This is a genomic window from Amycolatopsis sp. WQ 127309 (genome assembly GCF_023023025.1).
In the GTDB taxonomy this organism is placed as follows: Bacteria; Actinomycetota; Actinomycetes; order Mycobacteriales; family Pseudonocardiaceae; genus Amycolatopsis.
Map to the genome: position 1 here is coordinate 1929704 of NZ_CP095481.1, position 16338 is coordinate 1946041.

Below are 16338 nucleotides of genomic sequence, written 5' to 3' on the forward strand. Positions count from 1 at the left end.
GAGAGCACCGTATCGCGCGGACACCCGGGCATCCAGCCGTATGATGCCTCGCGATGGGCAATTCCAGAACCGCGTTGCTGATCGCGACCGACAGCTACGCCGACCCGACGTTCAGCGAACTCCGCGCGCCGCTGCACGACGTCTCGGAGCTGCGCGAAGTCCTGCACGACAATGAGATCGGCGGATTCGCCGTCCGTGACCTGAAAAATGCCGTCGTGCGCGATGTGCGGGTCGAACTCGAACGGTTCTTCGCCACCGCGACCCGGAACGATCTTCTGCTGCTTTACTTCTCCGGGCACGGCCTCAAGGACGAACGCGGCGACCTCCACCTGACGGTCACCGACACTGAACGCGCGCTCCTGCAGTCGACCGGCGTGTCCGCGCAGTACATCCGCGGCCTCGTCGACCGCAGCCCGGCTCGCCGGGTCGTCGTCTGGCTCGACTGCTGTTACGGCGGCGCCTTCCCGGCGGGCAGCACGCCCAAGGCCACGGGCCAGGTCGACGTCATCGACCAGCTGACCACCCGGTCCGGCCCTGGCTGCGCGGTGATGACCGCCTCCACGCACCTCGGTTACGCCTACGAGCCCCACGCGGGGCGCTCCTCGGCCGACGCGGCGGAGCCGTCGATCTTCACCAAGGCGATCGTCGACGGGCTCCGCACCGGCGAGGCGGATCTCAACGGCGACGGCGAGATCGACGCCGCGGAGCTGTACACCTACGTGCTGGACCGGATCCGGCAGGTCACACCGCACCAGATCCCCACCAGCAACGCGCAGGTCGCCGGCGCCCTGCTCATCGCCCGCAGCCGCACCGGCCCCGCCTGGCACCCGGACCTGCCCGGCGAGATCAAGCAGAACCTGCGCAGCACCCGCCGGGCGTTCCGGCTCGGCGCCGTCGACGAACTCCGGGAGCTCGGCGAGTCCGGCACCGAAGCCGAGCGAGCCGCTGCCCTGGTGACGCTCGAACAGCTCGCCGTCGGCACCGACGCCGACCTGAGCCTCGCCGCCGACGCGGTCCTGAACCCACCCGAGCCGCCGGAGCCGCTCCCGCCACCGGTGATTCGGCCACGCGCCGCCGCCACGCCGTTCGTCATCGGGGAGGACGGCGTCCTCCGCGCGTGGACCGAAACGACCACGGCACTCGCCGAGCCGCTCGGCGAACCGCTCCCGCCGGCCGGCGCCGGACCCGCGCGGAACACGGTCGGACGCCGCTACCGGCGAGGCCGGTGGATCCGCGGCGTCGCCTGGGGCTCCGGCATCACGCTCGTGCTCGGGCTGTGCGGTTACCTGATCCTGTCCCCGTTCGCGGCGCCGAAGAACCTCAGCCCGGTCAACGGCACGAAGGTGACGGAGCGCTGCACGAACGGTGCGTCGTGCGTCCCGGGTGCCTCCCACACGGGCTGGTCCTGGGACCACATGGCCCCGAACGCACCGGTCAGCACCACGTTCACCAGCTCCTGGCTGGGCGGCCGGTTACTGGGCAAGCGACTCTGGCGAGATCCGGCGTGCGCCGGCACCTCGATCTACTGGACCATCCAGGCCGACGGCCACGTCGTCGTCCGGGGAGTCCTGGAGAACAGCTCTCCCGAAGCGACGGTGAAGGTCCAGCTCGACGCCGGCGTCACGGAGATCAACGTGACCGCTACCCGCGTAGATGCGAACACTCAGTGCCTGAGCACCCTCACCTGGGAAGACACTCTCGCCGAAGACACCGGCGAACCATCCCCGACCGACGGTTGAGGGCTGAGGGCTGAGGCACGAACTCGTCGGCACCGCCCCTCGACGGCGTCCAGAACGCAGGGAACGCTGGGCCGGACGGTCCTTGGCGCGACCGCGCGGCCCCGGCAGAATCCCCCGGATGAGACGGTGGCTCGGCTTGCCGGTCCTGCTGGCCGCACTGGCCGTGGCGACCACCGGATGCGATCCGATCGACGTGGCGGCCCCGCCGTCGTCGTGGACGCCGCGGCCCGCGCCGACCGTCTGGCCGTCGATCCGGGACCTGACGCACTACCTCCCGACCGAAGCCGACGGCAGCGCGTTCGGGGTCGGCCTGACCCGCGCCGGCCCGCTGGTTTCCGAGCCGCCGGCGGCGCTGCTGCGAGTCTGCGACCTCCCCCAGCCGTGGGACGCGCTGGTGCGCTACGGCGCGGCGCTCACCTGGCAAGCCGACGGCCAGGAGATCCGGCAGGTCATCATCGCCTACGGTCGTATCTCCGCCCGGGAGGTGCTCGACGCGATCCGGGCCGCCCTGGATTCCTGCGGCAGCTTCACCTACGAGGGCACCCGGTACCACCGGACGAGCACCGTGGGAATCAGCGCCGCCGACGCGACCGAGGCCCACGAAGTGTTCTGCACCGACAGAGCCCCGAAAGCCCCGCCCGAACACTGTTTCGCCCTGCTGGCGAGCCACGACCGGCTGACGCAGCTCGCCATCCCCGGAGGCGGCAAGGACATCCCGGCCGAGCTGAACGCGCTCACGAAGGTCATCAGCCCGTTCGCGATCGCCGTCGCCCGGACCTGAGCGGAACAAGAGGAGCCGCCAAGGGGGTTCGAACTTGCGACGCACTACCGTCCGCGAACAACGCACAGATACGCGTGCAGCCTGACCGCAACACCGGGCTGCACGCGTACCACCCCTTAGCTCACGGGCTCCGGTGATTCGCTGCGCTAGCGAACGCCTCGATGATCGCCTGGACCTCGTTCGGTCGAAGAACGAAGGCCAAGGCGCCTAAGACGGCGAGCACCAGCAGGAAGATGCCCCCGGCGATTATGAAACGCATCGCCGCTTGTGTCGTTTCAGGCTCCCTAAGCACGTGGAGCGCGAAGCTCCACACGGTCAGGGATTCCCTGATGGGCTGATTCACTGAGTCGCGAGAGCGACGTTTCCACCGACTTCGCGTTACGGTAGTCAAGTAGACCCTCTCTTCCGGTGTGACTCTGGGCGTGGGGTTTGCACAGGGCGTCCCTCGTGCCTGCGAGGGGCGCCCATCTTTATCTCGTTCGGAGTATCCCCACTACTAGGGGTGTGGCGCCAGCAGTCTTCACCCCTTAAGCCGCTAGGCCATTCGGAGTAGCGGTAATTCTTTCGAGTGCAGCTCTCGACTCTAAGTAAGACTCGGACCGATCAGCGAGCCCGATCAGGGTCCATGACACTCCATGCAGGGACACCGACGTGTTGTTGCGCCTACAGCAAGTACCGAAACTTACAGTTCGCTGTTGCAAATAGTTTGTTCGGCCATCAGGTATCGCCGCTCGGCCGGGCACAGGGTTCGATCGATTCGCCCGCAACTGCTCGATGTCCGGATGCACGTTCGCCGCGCCAGAAGACTTCTTCGGTCGCCTCGCCTGTAAACAACAGTGACCCGAGTACGGCAGGTCGAACCCGATCGCGCGGTCGCCCTGGCATCTCCGACATCACCTTGCTCGATCCCGAAGTCGACAGCGCACAAGGGCGAACAGCGGACTCCTCGAAGTCGCTTAATTTGTTATTCACCGCAAGTACGGCGTCGTCGTCGACTGCCCGAGCCACGTGGTGGCCGCTCATTCGCGTCGACCAGCCAACACCGCCGGGTTGCGATCGAGTCCGTCACGGGGGCGATTATGGTCGCCTCGCCCAGCGCCGAACGCTTGTAAGCCCGCCCTCGAACGCTCCGACCAGGATTGCCACCTAGTCCGCTTACCGCGTCGAGCGCAGCGTCGGTTAGGCGGGCGAGCGTGGTCACGTACGGCATTGCCGTGCGGAACAAGAGGAGCCGCCAAGGGGGCTCGAACCCCTGACCTTCTGTTTACAAGACAGATGCTCTACCAGCTGAGCTATAGCGGCCTGGCGCCGCAGCGCCGCTCGCAGTCTACCGGGCCCCTGTCGCGCGCCCCGGGGAGCCACCCCGGCCCGCCCGTCTCGAAGATCGGGACGACGGCGTCGGCCGGCCCTCGGCGAAAGCCGTCCAGCGAGCGCAGATCCCCTGGTCAGGACAAGATGATCAGAACGTGGTGGACGCCACTCCATGATCCGTGCAACGGTCGGGGGACGGGCGTCGATGGTCCTCGGGAACGAGCGAGGAGGTGGATGGATCATGAAGATCAACGAGCGCACCAACGGGGGCAAGGCGACCAGATGGCCCCTGCTGGAACCGCCCGCGCAGAGACCGCGCACCCACCGGCCGAACCTGTTGCGACGCCGTCCCTGGCACGTTCTCGAAGCGCCCACCGGGGAGTTCCCGGCGGTCGACGCCGAGGAGGCGATGGGGCCGCAGCTGCCCGATGACGCCACCGTCAACTTCGTGCTCGACCTCTCCCTCCGCCTCGGCGAGGTGCAGATGGCCAGCGGGGCCGGCGCCGCGGACGTCAGCGCGACGATCATCGCCGTCACCGCCGCGCTCGGGCTGCCGCACTGCGAGGTCGACGTCATCTTCACGTCGATCACCGTGACCTGCCACCGCGGCACCGACCTCGCGCCGGTGACCGCGTTGCGCGTCGTGCGCAGCCGCAGCCTCGACTACACGCGGCTGACCGAGACCGAGAAGCTCATCCGCCGGATCGTCCGCGGGCACCTCGGCGCCGAGCAGGCGCAGACCGAGCTGGAGCGAATCTCCCAGGCGCCGCACCCGTACCCGCGCTGGGTCGCGACGCTCGCCTGGGGCGGGGTCGCCGCGTTCATCACCATCCTGCTCGGCGGCGGGCCCGACATCGCCGTCGTCGCGTTCGTCATCAGCGGCGTGATCGACCGGATCGGCCGGTTCGTCAACCGCTACTCGCTGCCGTTCTTCTTCCAGCAGGTGATCGGCGGTCTGGTCGCGACGCTGTCCGCGATGACGATCATGCGGACCCACGTCCTGACCACCGACAAACCGACGCTCGTCGTCGCGGCCGCGCTGACCGTGCTGCTGTCCGGGCTGTCGACGGTCTCGGCGGTGCAGGACGCCATCACCGGCTACAACGTCACCGCCGCCGGCCGCACCACGGAAGTGGTGCTGATGTCGGCCGGCCTGATCTCCGGGGTCGTGCTGGCCCTGCGGATCGCGGTGATGCTCGGGCTGCCGCCCACCCCGCTGCCCGACGTCCCCACCTCCACACCGCAGCACCTGCCGCTGGTCATCCTCGGCGGGGCCGGCGCCTCGGCCTGCTTCGCGCTCGCGTCCTACTCCAAGATGCGCGCGACGCTGGTCGCGATGGCCGCCGGCGCGATCGGCGCGACCGTCTACGGCGGGCTCACGGTGATCCGGCTCGACGGCGTCAGCTCGTCCGCGATCGCCGCGACGCTGGTCGGGTTCTGCGGCGGCGTGCTCGCGCGACGACTGGGCGTCACGCCGCTCGTCGTCGCCGTGTCCGGGATCACTCCCCTGCTCCCGGGCCTGTCCACCTATCGTGGTCTATACCAAATCGGGGTCGAGCCGAACGGCAATATCTCGACGCTCATGACGGCGGTCGCAATCGGGCTTGCGCTGGCAGCGGGCGTGGTACTCGGCGAATGGCTCGCTCAGCCGGTCCGCACCGGCTTGGGCAGGCTCGAACGCCGGTTCGCCGGACCACGCATGGCCGGTCCGCTCGAACCGGCCGATCGGCGCTTGGAGTAACCCGACGGTCACCGGCTGTTCATCGCTCACGCGATAGGGTTTCACTCTGGGGCCGCGACCCGGGACGCGAGGAGCGAGCACGTGACTGAAGCGACGAAGGAGAACTCGAACCAGGCGGATTTCGTCGTGGTGGCGAACCGGCTACCGGTGGACCTCGAGCGCACGACTGACGGCGAACGCCGCTGGACGGCCAGCCCGGGCGGGCTGGTGTCGGCGCTCGAGCCGTTCCTCCGGTCGCGCAAGGGCGCGTGGGTCGGCTGGCCGGGCGTGCCCGACGTCGACGTCGAGGAGTTCGACGACGACGGCCTCGTGCTGCACCCCGTCTCGCTGAGCGCCGACGAGGTCCGCGACTACTACGAGGGCTTCTCCAACGCGACGCTCTGGCCGCTCTACCACGACGTCGTCGAGCGCCCGGTGTTCGACCGGGCCTGGTGGAACAGCTACGTGAAGGTGAACCAGCGGTTCGCGCAGGCCAGCGCCGAGGTCGCCGCGCCGGGCGCGACGGTCTGGATCCAGGACTACCAGCTGCAGCTGGTGCCGGCGATGCTGCGCGAGCTGAGACCGGACCTGCGGATCGGCTTCTTCCTGCACATCCCGTTCCCGCCGGTCGAGCTGTTCATGCAGATGCCGTGGCGCGCCGCGATCATCCGCGGCCTCACCGGCGCGGACCTCGTCGGCTTCCACCGCCCCGGCGGGGCGCAGAACTTCCTGTGGCTGTGCCGCCAGCTGATCGGCCTCGAGTCGACGCGCGGCGCGGTCGGCGTCCGGTCGCGGCCGGGCACCATGCAGGTCGGCGACCGGACCGTGCGGGTCGGCGCGTTCCCCATCTCCATCGACGCCGCCGGCCTCGACCAGCTGTCCCGCACGAAGGGCGTCCAGGAGCGGGCCGCGCAGCTGCGGCGCGACCTCGGCAACCCGAAGACCGTGCTGCTCGGCGTCGACCGCCTCGACTACACCAAGGGCATCGACCTGCGGCTGCAGGCGCTGCACGAGCTGCTGCACGAGGGCAGGCTCCAGCCGGACGACGTCACGTTCGTGCAGCTGGCCACGCCGAGCCGCGAGCGCGTCGAGCACTACCAGCGGATGCGCGGCGAGATCGAGCAGATGGTGGGCCGGATCAACGGCGAGTTCTCCCGCGTCGGTCACCCGGTCGTGCACTACCTGCACCAATCGGTCGACCGCACCGAGCTGGCCGCCTTCTTCTCCGCCGCGGACGTCATGGTCGTGACGCCGCTGCGTGACGGGATGAACCTCGTCTGCAAGGAGTACGTCGCCACGAGGCACGACCTGGGCGGCGCCTTGGTGCTCAGCGAGTTCGCCGGCGCGGCCTCGGAACTCTCTAGCGCATTCCTCGTGAACCCCCACGACCTGGACGGGGTGAAGGATGCTCTGGTGGCTGCCATTACGCTCGACCCGGCTGAGGGCCGTCGCCGGATGCGCGCCATGCGTCGCCAGGTTCTCACTCATGACGTCGACCGTTGGGCGCGCTCGTTCTTACAAGCGTTGGGTGCCGAAGCGGTCGAGTGACCACACGACCACGCACGAGCTCCTGAGGAGGAGTGTTGACTGCCGAGGCCCTGCCCGCCGAGCTGCGGCGCGCGATCGTCCAGATCGCCCGTACTCCGCGACTGCTGGTCGCCTGCGACTACGACGGCACGCTGGCTCCCATCACGCTCAACCCGGACGAGGCCCGGCCGCTGCCGGAGTCCGTTGGCGCCCTCAGATCGCTCGCCGGTCTGCACGAGACGACCACCGCGGTCATCTCGGGCCGGGCCCTGCGCGACCTGGCCACGCTGTCGCGGCTGCCGTCCGAGGTGAACCTCGTCGGCAGCCACGGGTCGGAGTTCGACATCGGTTTCATCCACGCGCTGGACGACAAGGCGCGTGAGCTGCACCGACGGCTCGAGACCGAGCTCGAACAACTCGTGCTCGACGTCCCGGGGGTGTCGCTGGAGGTCAAGCCGGCCAGCATCGCGGTGCACGTGCGCCGCGCCGAGCACGAGGCCGGCCGCCGCGTGCTCGCGGACGTCCACAACGGACCGTCGAAGTGGGACGGCGTCTCGACCACCGACGGCAAGGAGGTGGTGGAGCTCGCGGTCGTCCAGACGGACAAGGGCCACGCGCTCGACATCCTGCGCCACCAGGTGGGCGCGACCGCGGCGATCTTCCTCGGCGACGACGTCACCGACGAGAAGGCCTTCGCCCGGCTCTCCGGCCCCGACCTGGGCATCAAGGTCGGCGACGGCGAGACGCTGGCGGGCTACCACGTGCCGGACACCGTCGACGTCGCGCTGGTCCTCGGCTTCCTGCTGGAGGAGCGGCGCAACTGGCTGTACGGCGAGTCGGCGCCGCCGATCGAGCGGCTGTCGATGCTGGCCAACGAGCGCTCGGTCGCGCTCCTGACGCCGGACGCCAAGCTGACCTGGCTGTGCCACCCGGGCCCGGACGCGCCCGCGGTGTTCGCCGACCTGCTCGGCGGCGAGGGCGCGGGCCACTTCTCCATCAAGCCGCACCGCAACGGCCTCCCGCTCGGCCAGCGCTACCTGCCGAACACGATGACGGTCGAGACGCGCTGGTCGCGCCTGCTCGTCACCGACTACCTCGAGCCGGAGAGCGCGCCGCACCGGACGGACCTGGTCCGCGTCATCTCCGGTGAGGCGGCCGCGGCCGTGACGTTCGCGCCGCGCCCCGAGTTCGGCGGTGTGCCGGTGAGCCTGGAGATCACCGAGGGCGGCGTCAAGGTGCTCGGCACGTCGGAGCCGTTCGTGCTCTACGCGCCGGGCGTCGAGTGGACGATCACCTCGGACGGCCTGCACGACACGGCCACCGCGCTGGTGCAGCCGACGCCGACCCGGCCGGTCGTGCTGGAGCTGCGCTGCGGCACGCCGGACCTCGGCCCGCACGAACTGTCCGAAGTGGAGCGACGCGACCGCGCGGGCCGGTACTGGAGCGAGTGGACGTCGAAGCTGCAGCTGCCGAAGGTGCAGACCGACCTGGTGCTGCGCTCGGCGCTGACCCTGCGCGGCCTGGTCAACACCGACACCGGTGGCGTGCTGGCCGCGGCGACGTCGTCACTGCCGGAGGAGATCGGCGGCGTCCGCAACTGGGACTACCGCTACTGCTGGATCCGCGACGCCGCGATGACCGTGCGGGAGCTCGTGCACCTGGGCTCGATCGAGGAGGCCGAGGGCTACCTCAAGTGGCTGCACGGCGTGCTCGCGACGCTGGCCGGCCCGGAGCGGCTCCACCCGCTGTACACGCTCGCGGGCAGCGTCATCGGCGCCGAAGCCGTCATCGAGTCGCTGCCCGGGTACGCGGGTTCGCGGCCGGTGCGCGTCGGCAACCTGGCCAACCACCAGGTGCAGCTGGACGTCTTCGGCCCGGTCGTCGAGCTGGTCGGCACGCTCGCCGCGGCGCGCGGCGACCTGCGTGACGAGGACTGGCAGATGGTGCGCGCGATGGCCGAAGCCGTCACGCGGCGCTGGAACGAGCCGGACCACGGGATCTGGGAGGAGCGGCACGTGCCGCGCCACCGGGTCTACTCGCGCGTCATGTGCTGGGTGACCATCGACCGTGCGGTCAAGCTGGGTGCGCAGTACGGCCGGGACGTGCCGGGCGCGTGGCCGCCGCTGCGTGACGCGATCGCCGCCGACGTGCTGGAGCACGGCTGGAACGACGAGGTCCAGGCGTTCACCACGGCCTACGACGGCACGGACCTGGACGCGGCGTCGCTGTTCGTCGGGCTCACCGGCCTGATCGACCCGGCCGACGAGCGCTTCCAGCAGACGGTGACCGCGATCGAGGCGGAGTTGCGCAGTGGGTCCACTGTGTACCGTTACCGCCGCGACGACGGCCTCCCCGGCGGCGAGGGCGGCTTCCACATCTGCGCGGCGTGGCTGATCGAGGCGTACCTGCTCACCGGGCGGCGCAACGAGGCCCAGGAGCTGTTCGACCAGATCGTGGCGGCGGCCGGCCCGACGGGCCTGCTGCCGGAGCAGTACGACCCGATCGCCGAACGGTCCCTGGGCAACCACCCGCAGGCGTATTCGCACATCGGGCTCATCCGGTGCGCCAACTTGCTGGCGGCCAGTTAGCCCTTTCGGTCCGAACTGCCGTCAAGGCCACCTTGCAGGCGTCTCGCGCCCGTAAGGTGGCCTTGACGGCGTTCGGAGGTGATGCGGTGCAAGGAACGTTCGGGCAGGTCGAGTACGTGCCGCTGCCGCCCCGGTTCGCCGAGCGCGTGCGCTCGGGATCGGTCGTCATCGGCTGCTCGATGATCATCGGCACGGTCCTGCTGTTCGGCCTCACCACGTTCCTGCAGGGCATCGTCCACGGCCACGCGTTCCCGGACTCGTTGCTGGGCAAAGCGGCGGCCGTGCTGCCCCCGCTGGCGGTGCTGGCGATGGCGGTGCTGGTGCTGACGTGCCGCCGGTGCCTGCGCGGCGACTACCTCGTGATCGCGAGCGCCCAGTCGGCGCGCAACGCGTTCGTGGTCACCTACGTGCTGACGCTGATCCTCATCGTCGGCGCGTGCGCGGTCCCGATCGTGTTCCACGTCTGGCACGAAACCCACGCGGCGCGAGCCCCGGACCTGCTCACGACGGTCGCGACGCTCGCCTTCGCCACCATGGGTTTTCTGGCAGGCATGTTCTACGTACGCCCCTCGATGCAGACGTTGCGGCGGTTCAGCGACCACCCGATCTGGTGAGCATTTCAGTCCACAGTGGACGTCTCAGGCCGCGTAGCCCTTCGGCGGGATGAGCGTCGCGAGCTGGTTGAAGGTCAGCCAGTAGATCTGGTTGCCGCCGAAGCTGGCCGGGTCGGCGATCTTGACCGTCATGTCGGAGCTGTCGTAGCCGATCACCGTGAAGTAGTGGTAGATCGTGTAGTTCGGGTAGCCCGGCGGGTGGTTGTTCGCCGGGGCGACGATGTTCGCGACGATCGCGTAGCCGTTGTTGACGTCCAGGACGATGTCGCGCCACAGCAGGTCGCGCTGAGCCTGCGTCGGCGGGTCGTTCGGCATCTCCTTCGTCTCGTACCAGGAGGTGCCGAGGTCCTGGTTGAGCACGCCGGTGACCTGCCCGATCCAGTCGGTGCCGTTGGTGGTCGTGCCGAGCTGCGAGGCGAGCGTGGCCTGGCTCGGCACGTTCGACGTCCGCGCCGAGATGGCGATCCGGGTCGCGGCCGGTCCGCACCAGTAGCCGGTGTTCTGGACCTGATACTGGACGTTCAGCACGGCCTCGGCCCGCTCGACGCCGTCGACGTGCGCGGGCGCGGCCATGGCGTTGACGAACCCGGGCGCCGGCACGACGTACTTCTGGGCCCCGGCCACCGCGGGCGCGGTGAGGAGCCCGGAAACGGCCATGAGCGTGACGAGCCCCAGACGGAATCTGCGCATGACGATCCTTCCCCAGTTTTGACGCCGGTTGGCCAGCGCCGAACAAAGGGATGATCGCGACAAGAGACGCCCGTTGTCTCGTACCGTCCCTGAACGGATCACGACGAAGGTAGGTTCGCCGTGAACGCCGGCGGCGCCTGCGGGCAACAGGGGGCATGCAGGTGATCCAAGAAGGTGCCGACGTCTGGGGGCAGGACCGTCCCGACCTGGGCGGGGCCGATCCGGCACCGGTGTTCGCCAAGCTCTTCGACGCCCACGCCGGGCCGCTGCGGCGCTACCTCGCCCGCCGGGCCGGCGCCGAAACGGCCAACGACCTCGTCGCCGAGACGTTCCTCGTCGCGCTCCGGCGCCGGGAGAGCTACCGGCCGGAACTGGGCACGGCCCGCTCGTGGCTCTACGGCATCGCGACCAACCTGCTGCGCCACCACGTGCGGTCCGAGCTGCGCGGCCTGCAGGCGACCGCGCGGCTGGCGCACACCGGCGAGCTCAGCCACGCCGGGCACGACGGCCGCGTCGCCGAGCGGGTCGACGCCCAGGCCCGCGCGGCCCAGCTGGCCGGCGCGCTGGCGAAGCTCAACCCGGCCGACCGCGACACGCTGCTGCTCGTCTCGTGGGCCGGGCTCGACGCGGCCGAAGTGGCCGAAGCCCTGGGCATCCCACAGGGCACGGTGCGCTCCCGGCTGCACCGGATCCGCCGCTGGCTGAGAACCGCCGCCCCCACCGCTCCTGCCACCGTTCCCGCCGCTCCCGCCGCGAAGGAGGCGTAGTGCCGTGACCGACGACAACATCCGGCAGATCTGGTCCGACGCCGAGCTGGACGCGGCGCTGGCCGAGCTCCACGACGACGTCGGCGACGGTGATCTGACGTTTGCCCGCACCTCGCTGCTGGCGGCGGCCGGCGCCGAGCCCGAAACGCCCCCCGCGCCGGCGGAGTCCCGCGGCGCGTGGCGGTGGATCGCGGTGGCGGCCGCCGTCGCCACGCTCGCCGGCGGCCTGGTCGTCGCCACGCAGCTGACCAACCGCGACCCCGCCCCCGCCCCGATCGCGCCGGCCGCCACGTTGCCCGGGCTCGACGACCTGCGCGGCGTGGACCTCCCGATCGGCCCCGGCGAGTTCCGGCTCACGACGTCGTCGTCGTGGATGGAGGCCGACAAGGGCGCGAACCCGAAGACCTACGTGGGGATGCAGGCCAAGCTCTGGATCCCCGCCGACCCGGCCGGGGACTGGCACCTGCGCTCCACGCTCACGAACACCCCGACGGGCCTGCAGGTCCCCGTACCGCGCCTCGAACCGGTACCGGTGCACAACACCGACACGACCGGCGCCGGCGGGATCTTCCCCGGGATGTACGGCGGACCCGACTTCCAGGGTTCCTGGGACGCGCCGACGGCGCTGTTCGTCACGAGCCTGCCCGCGGACGTCGAGGCGCTGCGAGCGCAGCTGACCAACGCCCAGGCCGGCGTGGGGACCCCGGTGCGCCGGGGCGAGGAGAACAGCCCCGGGGCGGTCGTCCAGATGGTGCGCAAAACGCTGGAGCTGGGCCTGGCCCGCGGCGACGTGCGGGTGGCGCTCTGGCGCGCACTGGCCGGCGTCGAAGGCATCGTGACCACCCCGGGCATGCCGTCCCCGGACGGCCGGACAGGCATCGGCTTCACGGCGAAGGACGGCGGCACCCTGATCGCCGACCAGGCAACGGCCCAGCTCATCGGCTACACGCTGCCGCTGAAGGAGTCGATCGGCGGGCCGGGCATCCCGAGTTCGGAGGTGGTCCCACCGGACTCGTCGACGCCCAACGTGCCCAGAGCCCCGATCATGACGACGATTCTCCCGCCACACTCATCCCACCAGCCGGCGGAGCAGAAGTCGATGGCGGAGAGCTACACGTACTCGATAACCAAGACCGACCGCTGACCCGTGGTGGCCGGGCGCCCTGGGGGCGCCCGGCCACCACGCCAAGCGGGGAACACCCGGCCCACCCCAGCCGGCGGTCCACCCTCGGGTCGGCGGCATCAGTGATGCCGACCATCCGCCGTACGCCCCCGACACCACGGCCCGGCCACCCGCCGGGCCCACGCTCGGTGCCCGGGACTCCGGCTGCGGGGCTACCTTCATGCCCACGGCAGCCGCCGCCCGGCCATCCGTCGGACCCGCAGCAGCAGCCCGGCCGCCTGCCAAGCCGGCGGCATCAGCACGCCAGCCACCCGACTGCCCACCCTTGGGCCGGCGGCATCAGTGATGCCGACCATCCGCCGTACGCCCCCGACACCACGGCCCGGCCACCCGCCGGGCCCACAGCAGCAGCTCAGCCACCTGCCAAGCCGACGGCATCAGCGCGCCGGACACCCGCCGACCCATCCTCGGCCGGAGGCATCGCCAAGCCGACCATCCGCCGGGCGCCTCGACACCAGCGGCCCGGCTACCCACCGAGCCAACGGCAGCAGCAGCTCAGCCACCCGCCGAACCGGCGGCATCAGCGCGCCGACACCACCAAGCCGACTCCGTCGGCCAGCCGGCCACCGCCGAGCCGACACCGTCAGCGAGCGTGGCTTGCCGCGTTCAGTGCGTCCGCTACGTTCGCCACCTCCAGCACCCGGATGCCGGCCGGTGGCTTGCCCGAGTCCGGCGGTACCAGCGCGTGCGTGAACCCCAGCCTCGCCGCTTCCGCCAGACGGCGGCCGACGCTCGGGACGCGGCGGATCTCGCCCGCCAGCCCGACTTCACCCACCGAGACCAGCCTGGGCGACAGCGCCACGTCGCCGAACGACGACGTCAAAGCCAGCACCAGCGCCAGGTCGATGCCCGGTTCGGTGATCTTCATGCCGCCGACCGTGGCGACGTAGACGTCCTTGTCGGCGAGCTTCAAGCCGCCGCGCTTCTCCAGGACCGCCAGCACCATCGCCACCCGCGCCGAGTCGAGGCCGCTGACCGCGCGCCGCGGCTGGGGGGCCGATGTCGACGACACCAGCGCCTGGACCTCGCCCAGCAGCGGGCGCTTGCCCTCCATCGCGACCGTGATCGCCGTGCCCGGCACCGGCTCCGCCGTCTGGCTGATGAACAGCCCCGACGGGTCCGGCACCCCGACGATGCCTTCCTCCACCAGCTCGAAGCAGCCGATCTCGTCGGCCGCGCCGAACCGGTTCTTGATGCCGCGGACCATGCGCAGCGTCGAGTGCTTGTCGCCCTCGAACTGCAGCACGACGTCCACCAGGTGCTCCAGCACGCGCGGGCCGGCCACCGTGCCGTCCTTCGTGACGTGCCCCACCAGCACCACCGGCAGCCCGCGCTCCTTGGCCAGCGCGACCAGCCCGGACGTCACCGCCTTGACCTGGGTCACCCCACCGGGTGAACCGTCCACCAGCGGGGACGCCATGGTCTGCACCGAGTCGACGATCAGCACGCCCGGCTTCACGTCGTCGACGTGCCCGAGGATGGCCGAGAGATCGCTTTCGGCGGCGAGGTACATCCGGTCGTGGACGTTGCCGGTCCGCTCCGCGCGCAACCGGACCTGGCCCGCGGACTCCTCGCCCGTGACGTACAGGGAGCGGTCGACCGTTTTCGCCCATTGGTAGGCGACTTCGAGCAGCAGGGTCGACTTGCCGACACCCGGCTCACCCGCGAGCAGCACCACCGCGCCCGGCACCAGGCCGCCACCGAGGACGCGGTCCAGCTCGGACACCCCGGTGCGGCGGGCGCGGGCGGTTTCGACGTCGACCTCGCCGATCGGCCGCGCGGGCGCACTCGGTGCACCGGCCGCGACGCGCTGGATCGCCGGTTTCCCGGCGGCCCCGCGTTCCGCGAACGAGCCCCACTCCTGGCACTCCGGACACCGGCCCAGCCACTTGGCCGCTTCGTAGCCGCAGCTCGCGCAGCGGTAGTTGACGCCTTTCTTCACCCCGCGAGGCTATCGGCGCCCACCGACAAAATCGGGGACCTACCCCTTGTCGTGCGCCGGCGCCGCCACGGGCAGCTCGACGGTGACCGGTCCGGCGTTCTTGAAGACGAACGTGACCTTCACGGTCTGACCGGGCCAGAGCGGCTGCTTCAGCGCGGCGAGCGTCACAGTGCCCTTGCCGACGGTCGCGGGGGCCGCGGTCGGCGTCGCGCTGGTGGCGGGAGCCTCCGCGGAAGAAGAAGAGGTAGCGGTGCCCGTGGAGCTGGTCCCGGTCGCCGTCGGAGCTTCCGAAGAAGAGCTCGGCGCGCCCGAGGAGGTGGGCTCGACCTGGTTGGTGGACTCGACCGCGTCGTCCGGGCCGATCACCAGGGAGTGCCCGGCGACGATGTCCTTCGAGCCGCCGACGGTCGCCTGCGTGCCGTCCTCGGTCGTCACCGAGACGAGCGAGTCGTCCTGGGCGCCCTGGTTGACGATCGTCAGGGTCAGCGCCGGGGTCGCACCGGCCGCGTAGCCCGGGCCGGACGTCGGGTACTGGACCGCGACGTCGCGCATCACGATGGTCTTGACCTGGGCGTGCGTGCCGTTGACGGCGGGCTGCTGCGTGTCGGTCTGGGTGATCTGGCCTGCCCCGCACCCGGCGAGCGCGAGCGCGGCACCGAGCGCCAGCACGCCCGCGCCGAGCACGCGACGATTCTGCAGCCTCACGTCGCAGTCCCTTCCCTTTTCACGGCCTCGTTCCCGCGAAGACTAGCCCGGAGCGATCTCCAGCGCGGAACCGGTCCGCGTTGTCCTCAAGATCAACCGTCCACAAAGGAATTCCCAATGGTCGCACGGACCCTTCGCCGTAACCTGCGTGAGCACGGGGGTCCGACGTTTGTCAACCCCCGCTCAGGCCGCTGACCTGCGAGGACGAGTCCGGCCCGCTAGGTGGGCACTGGCGGACCGTGATAGGATGGGGTCAGCGAAAGGGGCAGAGGACACATGGTTTTCAAGGTCGGAGAGACCGTCGTCTACCCGCACCACGGTGCCGCACTCATCGAAGCCATCGAGACCCGCGTGATCAAGGGCGAGGAGAAGAAGTACCTCGTCCTCAAAGTCGCGCAAGGGGATCTTACGGTTCGCGTGCCCGCTGACAACGCCGAGATCGTCGGTGTGCGTGATGTCGTCGGGCAAGAAGGACTGGACAAGGTTTTCGACGTACTGCGTGCTCCGCATACCGAAGAGCCCACGAACTGGTCTCGTCGGTACAAGGCCAACCTCGAGAAGCTCGCCTCCGGCGACGTGAACAAGGTGGCCGAAGTGGTGCGCGACCTCTGGCGACGAGAGAAGGACCGCGGACTTTCAGCCGGCGAGAAGCGCATGCTGGCGAAGGCGCGGCAAATTCTGGTCAGCGAGCTCGCGCTCGCGGAGGGCACCGACGAGGACAAGGCTGAAGTCCTCCTCGACGAAGTTCTGGAAACCGCGGCGGTCTGACAC

Annotated in this window: 12 protein-coding genes and 1 tRNA gene; 9 read left to right on the forward strand and 4 right to left on the reverse strand. The window is 70.4% G+C overall.

Translation table 11 applies throughout. From position 1 onward, the window contains the following. The first annotated feature begins 53 nt into the window (after positions 1-53). Both MUY22_RS08600 and MUY22_RS08605 read left to right on the forward strand, forming a co-directional pair. Positions 54-1739, forward strand: coding sequence for a caspase family protein (locus MUY22_RS08600; protein ID WP_247058738.1), 1686 nt, complete (start codon positions 54-56; stop codon positions 1737-1739). Positions 1740-1857: 118 nt separating this feature from the next. Next, on the forward strand, positions 1858-2520 hold the full coding sequence (locus MUY22_RS08605) for a hypothetical protein (RefSeq protein WP_247058739.1): 663 nt from the start codon (positions 1858-1860) through the stop codon (positions 2518-2520). 1229 nt (positions 2521-3749) lie between these two features. On the opposite strand, the gene MUY22_RS08610 is transcribed toward MUY22_RS08605, so the two are convergent. Further along, positions 3750-3822, reverse strand: a tRNA-Thr gene (locus tag MUY22_RS08610). A 250-nt stretch (positions 3823-4072) separates the two neighbouring features. Between MUY22_RS08610 and MUY22_RS08615 the strand changes: the two genes are divergently transcribed. The 4 genes from MUY22_RS08615 (at position 4073) to MUY22_RS08630 (ending at position 10280) form a co-directional block, all read left to right on the forward strand. Next, complete coding sequence (locus MUY22_RS08615; protein ID WP_247058740.1) at positions 4073-5572, forward strand: threonine/serine exporter ThrE family protein; 1500 nt, start codon at positions 4073-4075, stop codon at positions 5570-5572. Positions 5573-5653: 81 nt separating this feature from the next. Next, on the forward strand, positions 5654-7099 hold the full coding sequence (locus tag MUY22_RS08620) for a trehalose-6-phosphate synthase (protein WP_247058741.1): 1446 nt from the start codon (positions 5654-5656) through the stop codon (positions 7097-7099). Between the two features lie 35 nt (positions 7100-7134). Then, entirely contained in the window at positions 7135-9666 is a 2532-nt protein-coding gene (gene otsB / locus MUY22_RS08625; RefSeq protein ID WP_247058742.1) for a trehalose-phosphatase, read from the forward strand. A gap of 86 nt (positions 9667-9752) precedes the next feature. Continuing rightward, a complete protein-coding gene (locus MUY22_RS08630; protein WP_247058743.1) occupies positions 9753-10280 on the forward strand; it encodes a hypothetical protein in 528 nt (175 codons plus the stop codon). Positions 10281-10304: 24 nt separating this feature from the next. Here MUY22_RS08630 and MUY22_RS08635 read toward each other — a convergent pair whose 3' ends face one another. Next, positions 10305-10970 (reverse strand): C39 family peptidase, encoded by a 666-nt coding sequence (locus MUY22_RS08635; protein ID WP_247058744.1) that lies wholly within the window; start codon positions 10968-10970, stop codon positions 10305-10307. A gap of 155 nt (positions 10971-11125) precedes the next feature. Between MUY22_RS08635 and MUY22_RS08640 the strand changes: the two genes are divergently transcribed. Together MUY22_RS08640 and MUY22_RS08645 are read left to right on the forward strand one after the other, a co-directional pair. Next, positions 11126-11737 (forward strand): RNA polymerase sigma factor, encoded by a 612-nt coding sequence (locus tag MUY22_RS08640; RefSeq protein ID WP_247058745.1) that lies wholly within the window; start codon positions 11126-11128, stop codon positions 11735-11737. Between the two features lie 4 nt (positions 11738-11741). After that, positions 11742-12881, forward strand: coding sequence for a CU044_5270 family protein (locus MUY22_RS08645; protein ID WP_247058746.1), 1140 nt, complete (start codon positions 11742-11744; stop codon positions 12879-12881). Positions 12882-13503: 622 nt separating this feature from the next. On the opposite strand, the gene radA is transcribed toward MUY22_RS08645, so the two are convergent. Both radA and MUY22_RS08655 read right to left on the reverse strand, forming a co-directional pair. Next, a complete protein-coding gene (gene radA / locus MUY22_RS08650) occupies positions 13504-14862 on the reverse strand; it encodes a DNA repair protein RadA (protein ID WP_247058747.1) in 1359 nt (452 codons plus the stop codon). Positions 14863-14901: 39 nt separating this feature from the next. Then, on the reverse strand, positions 14902-15567 hold the full coding sequence (locus tag MUY22_RS08655; protein WP_247058748.1) for a hypothetical protein: 666 nt from the start codon (positions 15565-15567) through the stop codon (positions 14902-14904). Positions 15568-15843: 276 nt separating this feature from the next. On the opposite strand from MUY22_RS08655, the gene MUY22_RS08660 reads away from it, so the two are divergent. Then, positions 15844-16335 (forward strand): CarD family transcriptional regulator, encoded by a 492-nt coding sequence (locus tag MUY22_RS08660; protein WP_005165253.1) that lies wholly within the window; start codon positions 15844-15846, stop codon positions 16333-16335. Positions 16336-16338: the final 3 nt, after the last annotated feature.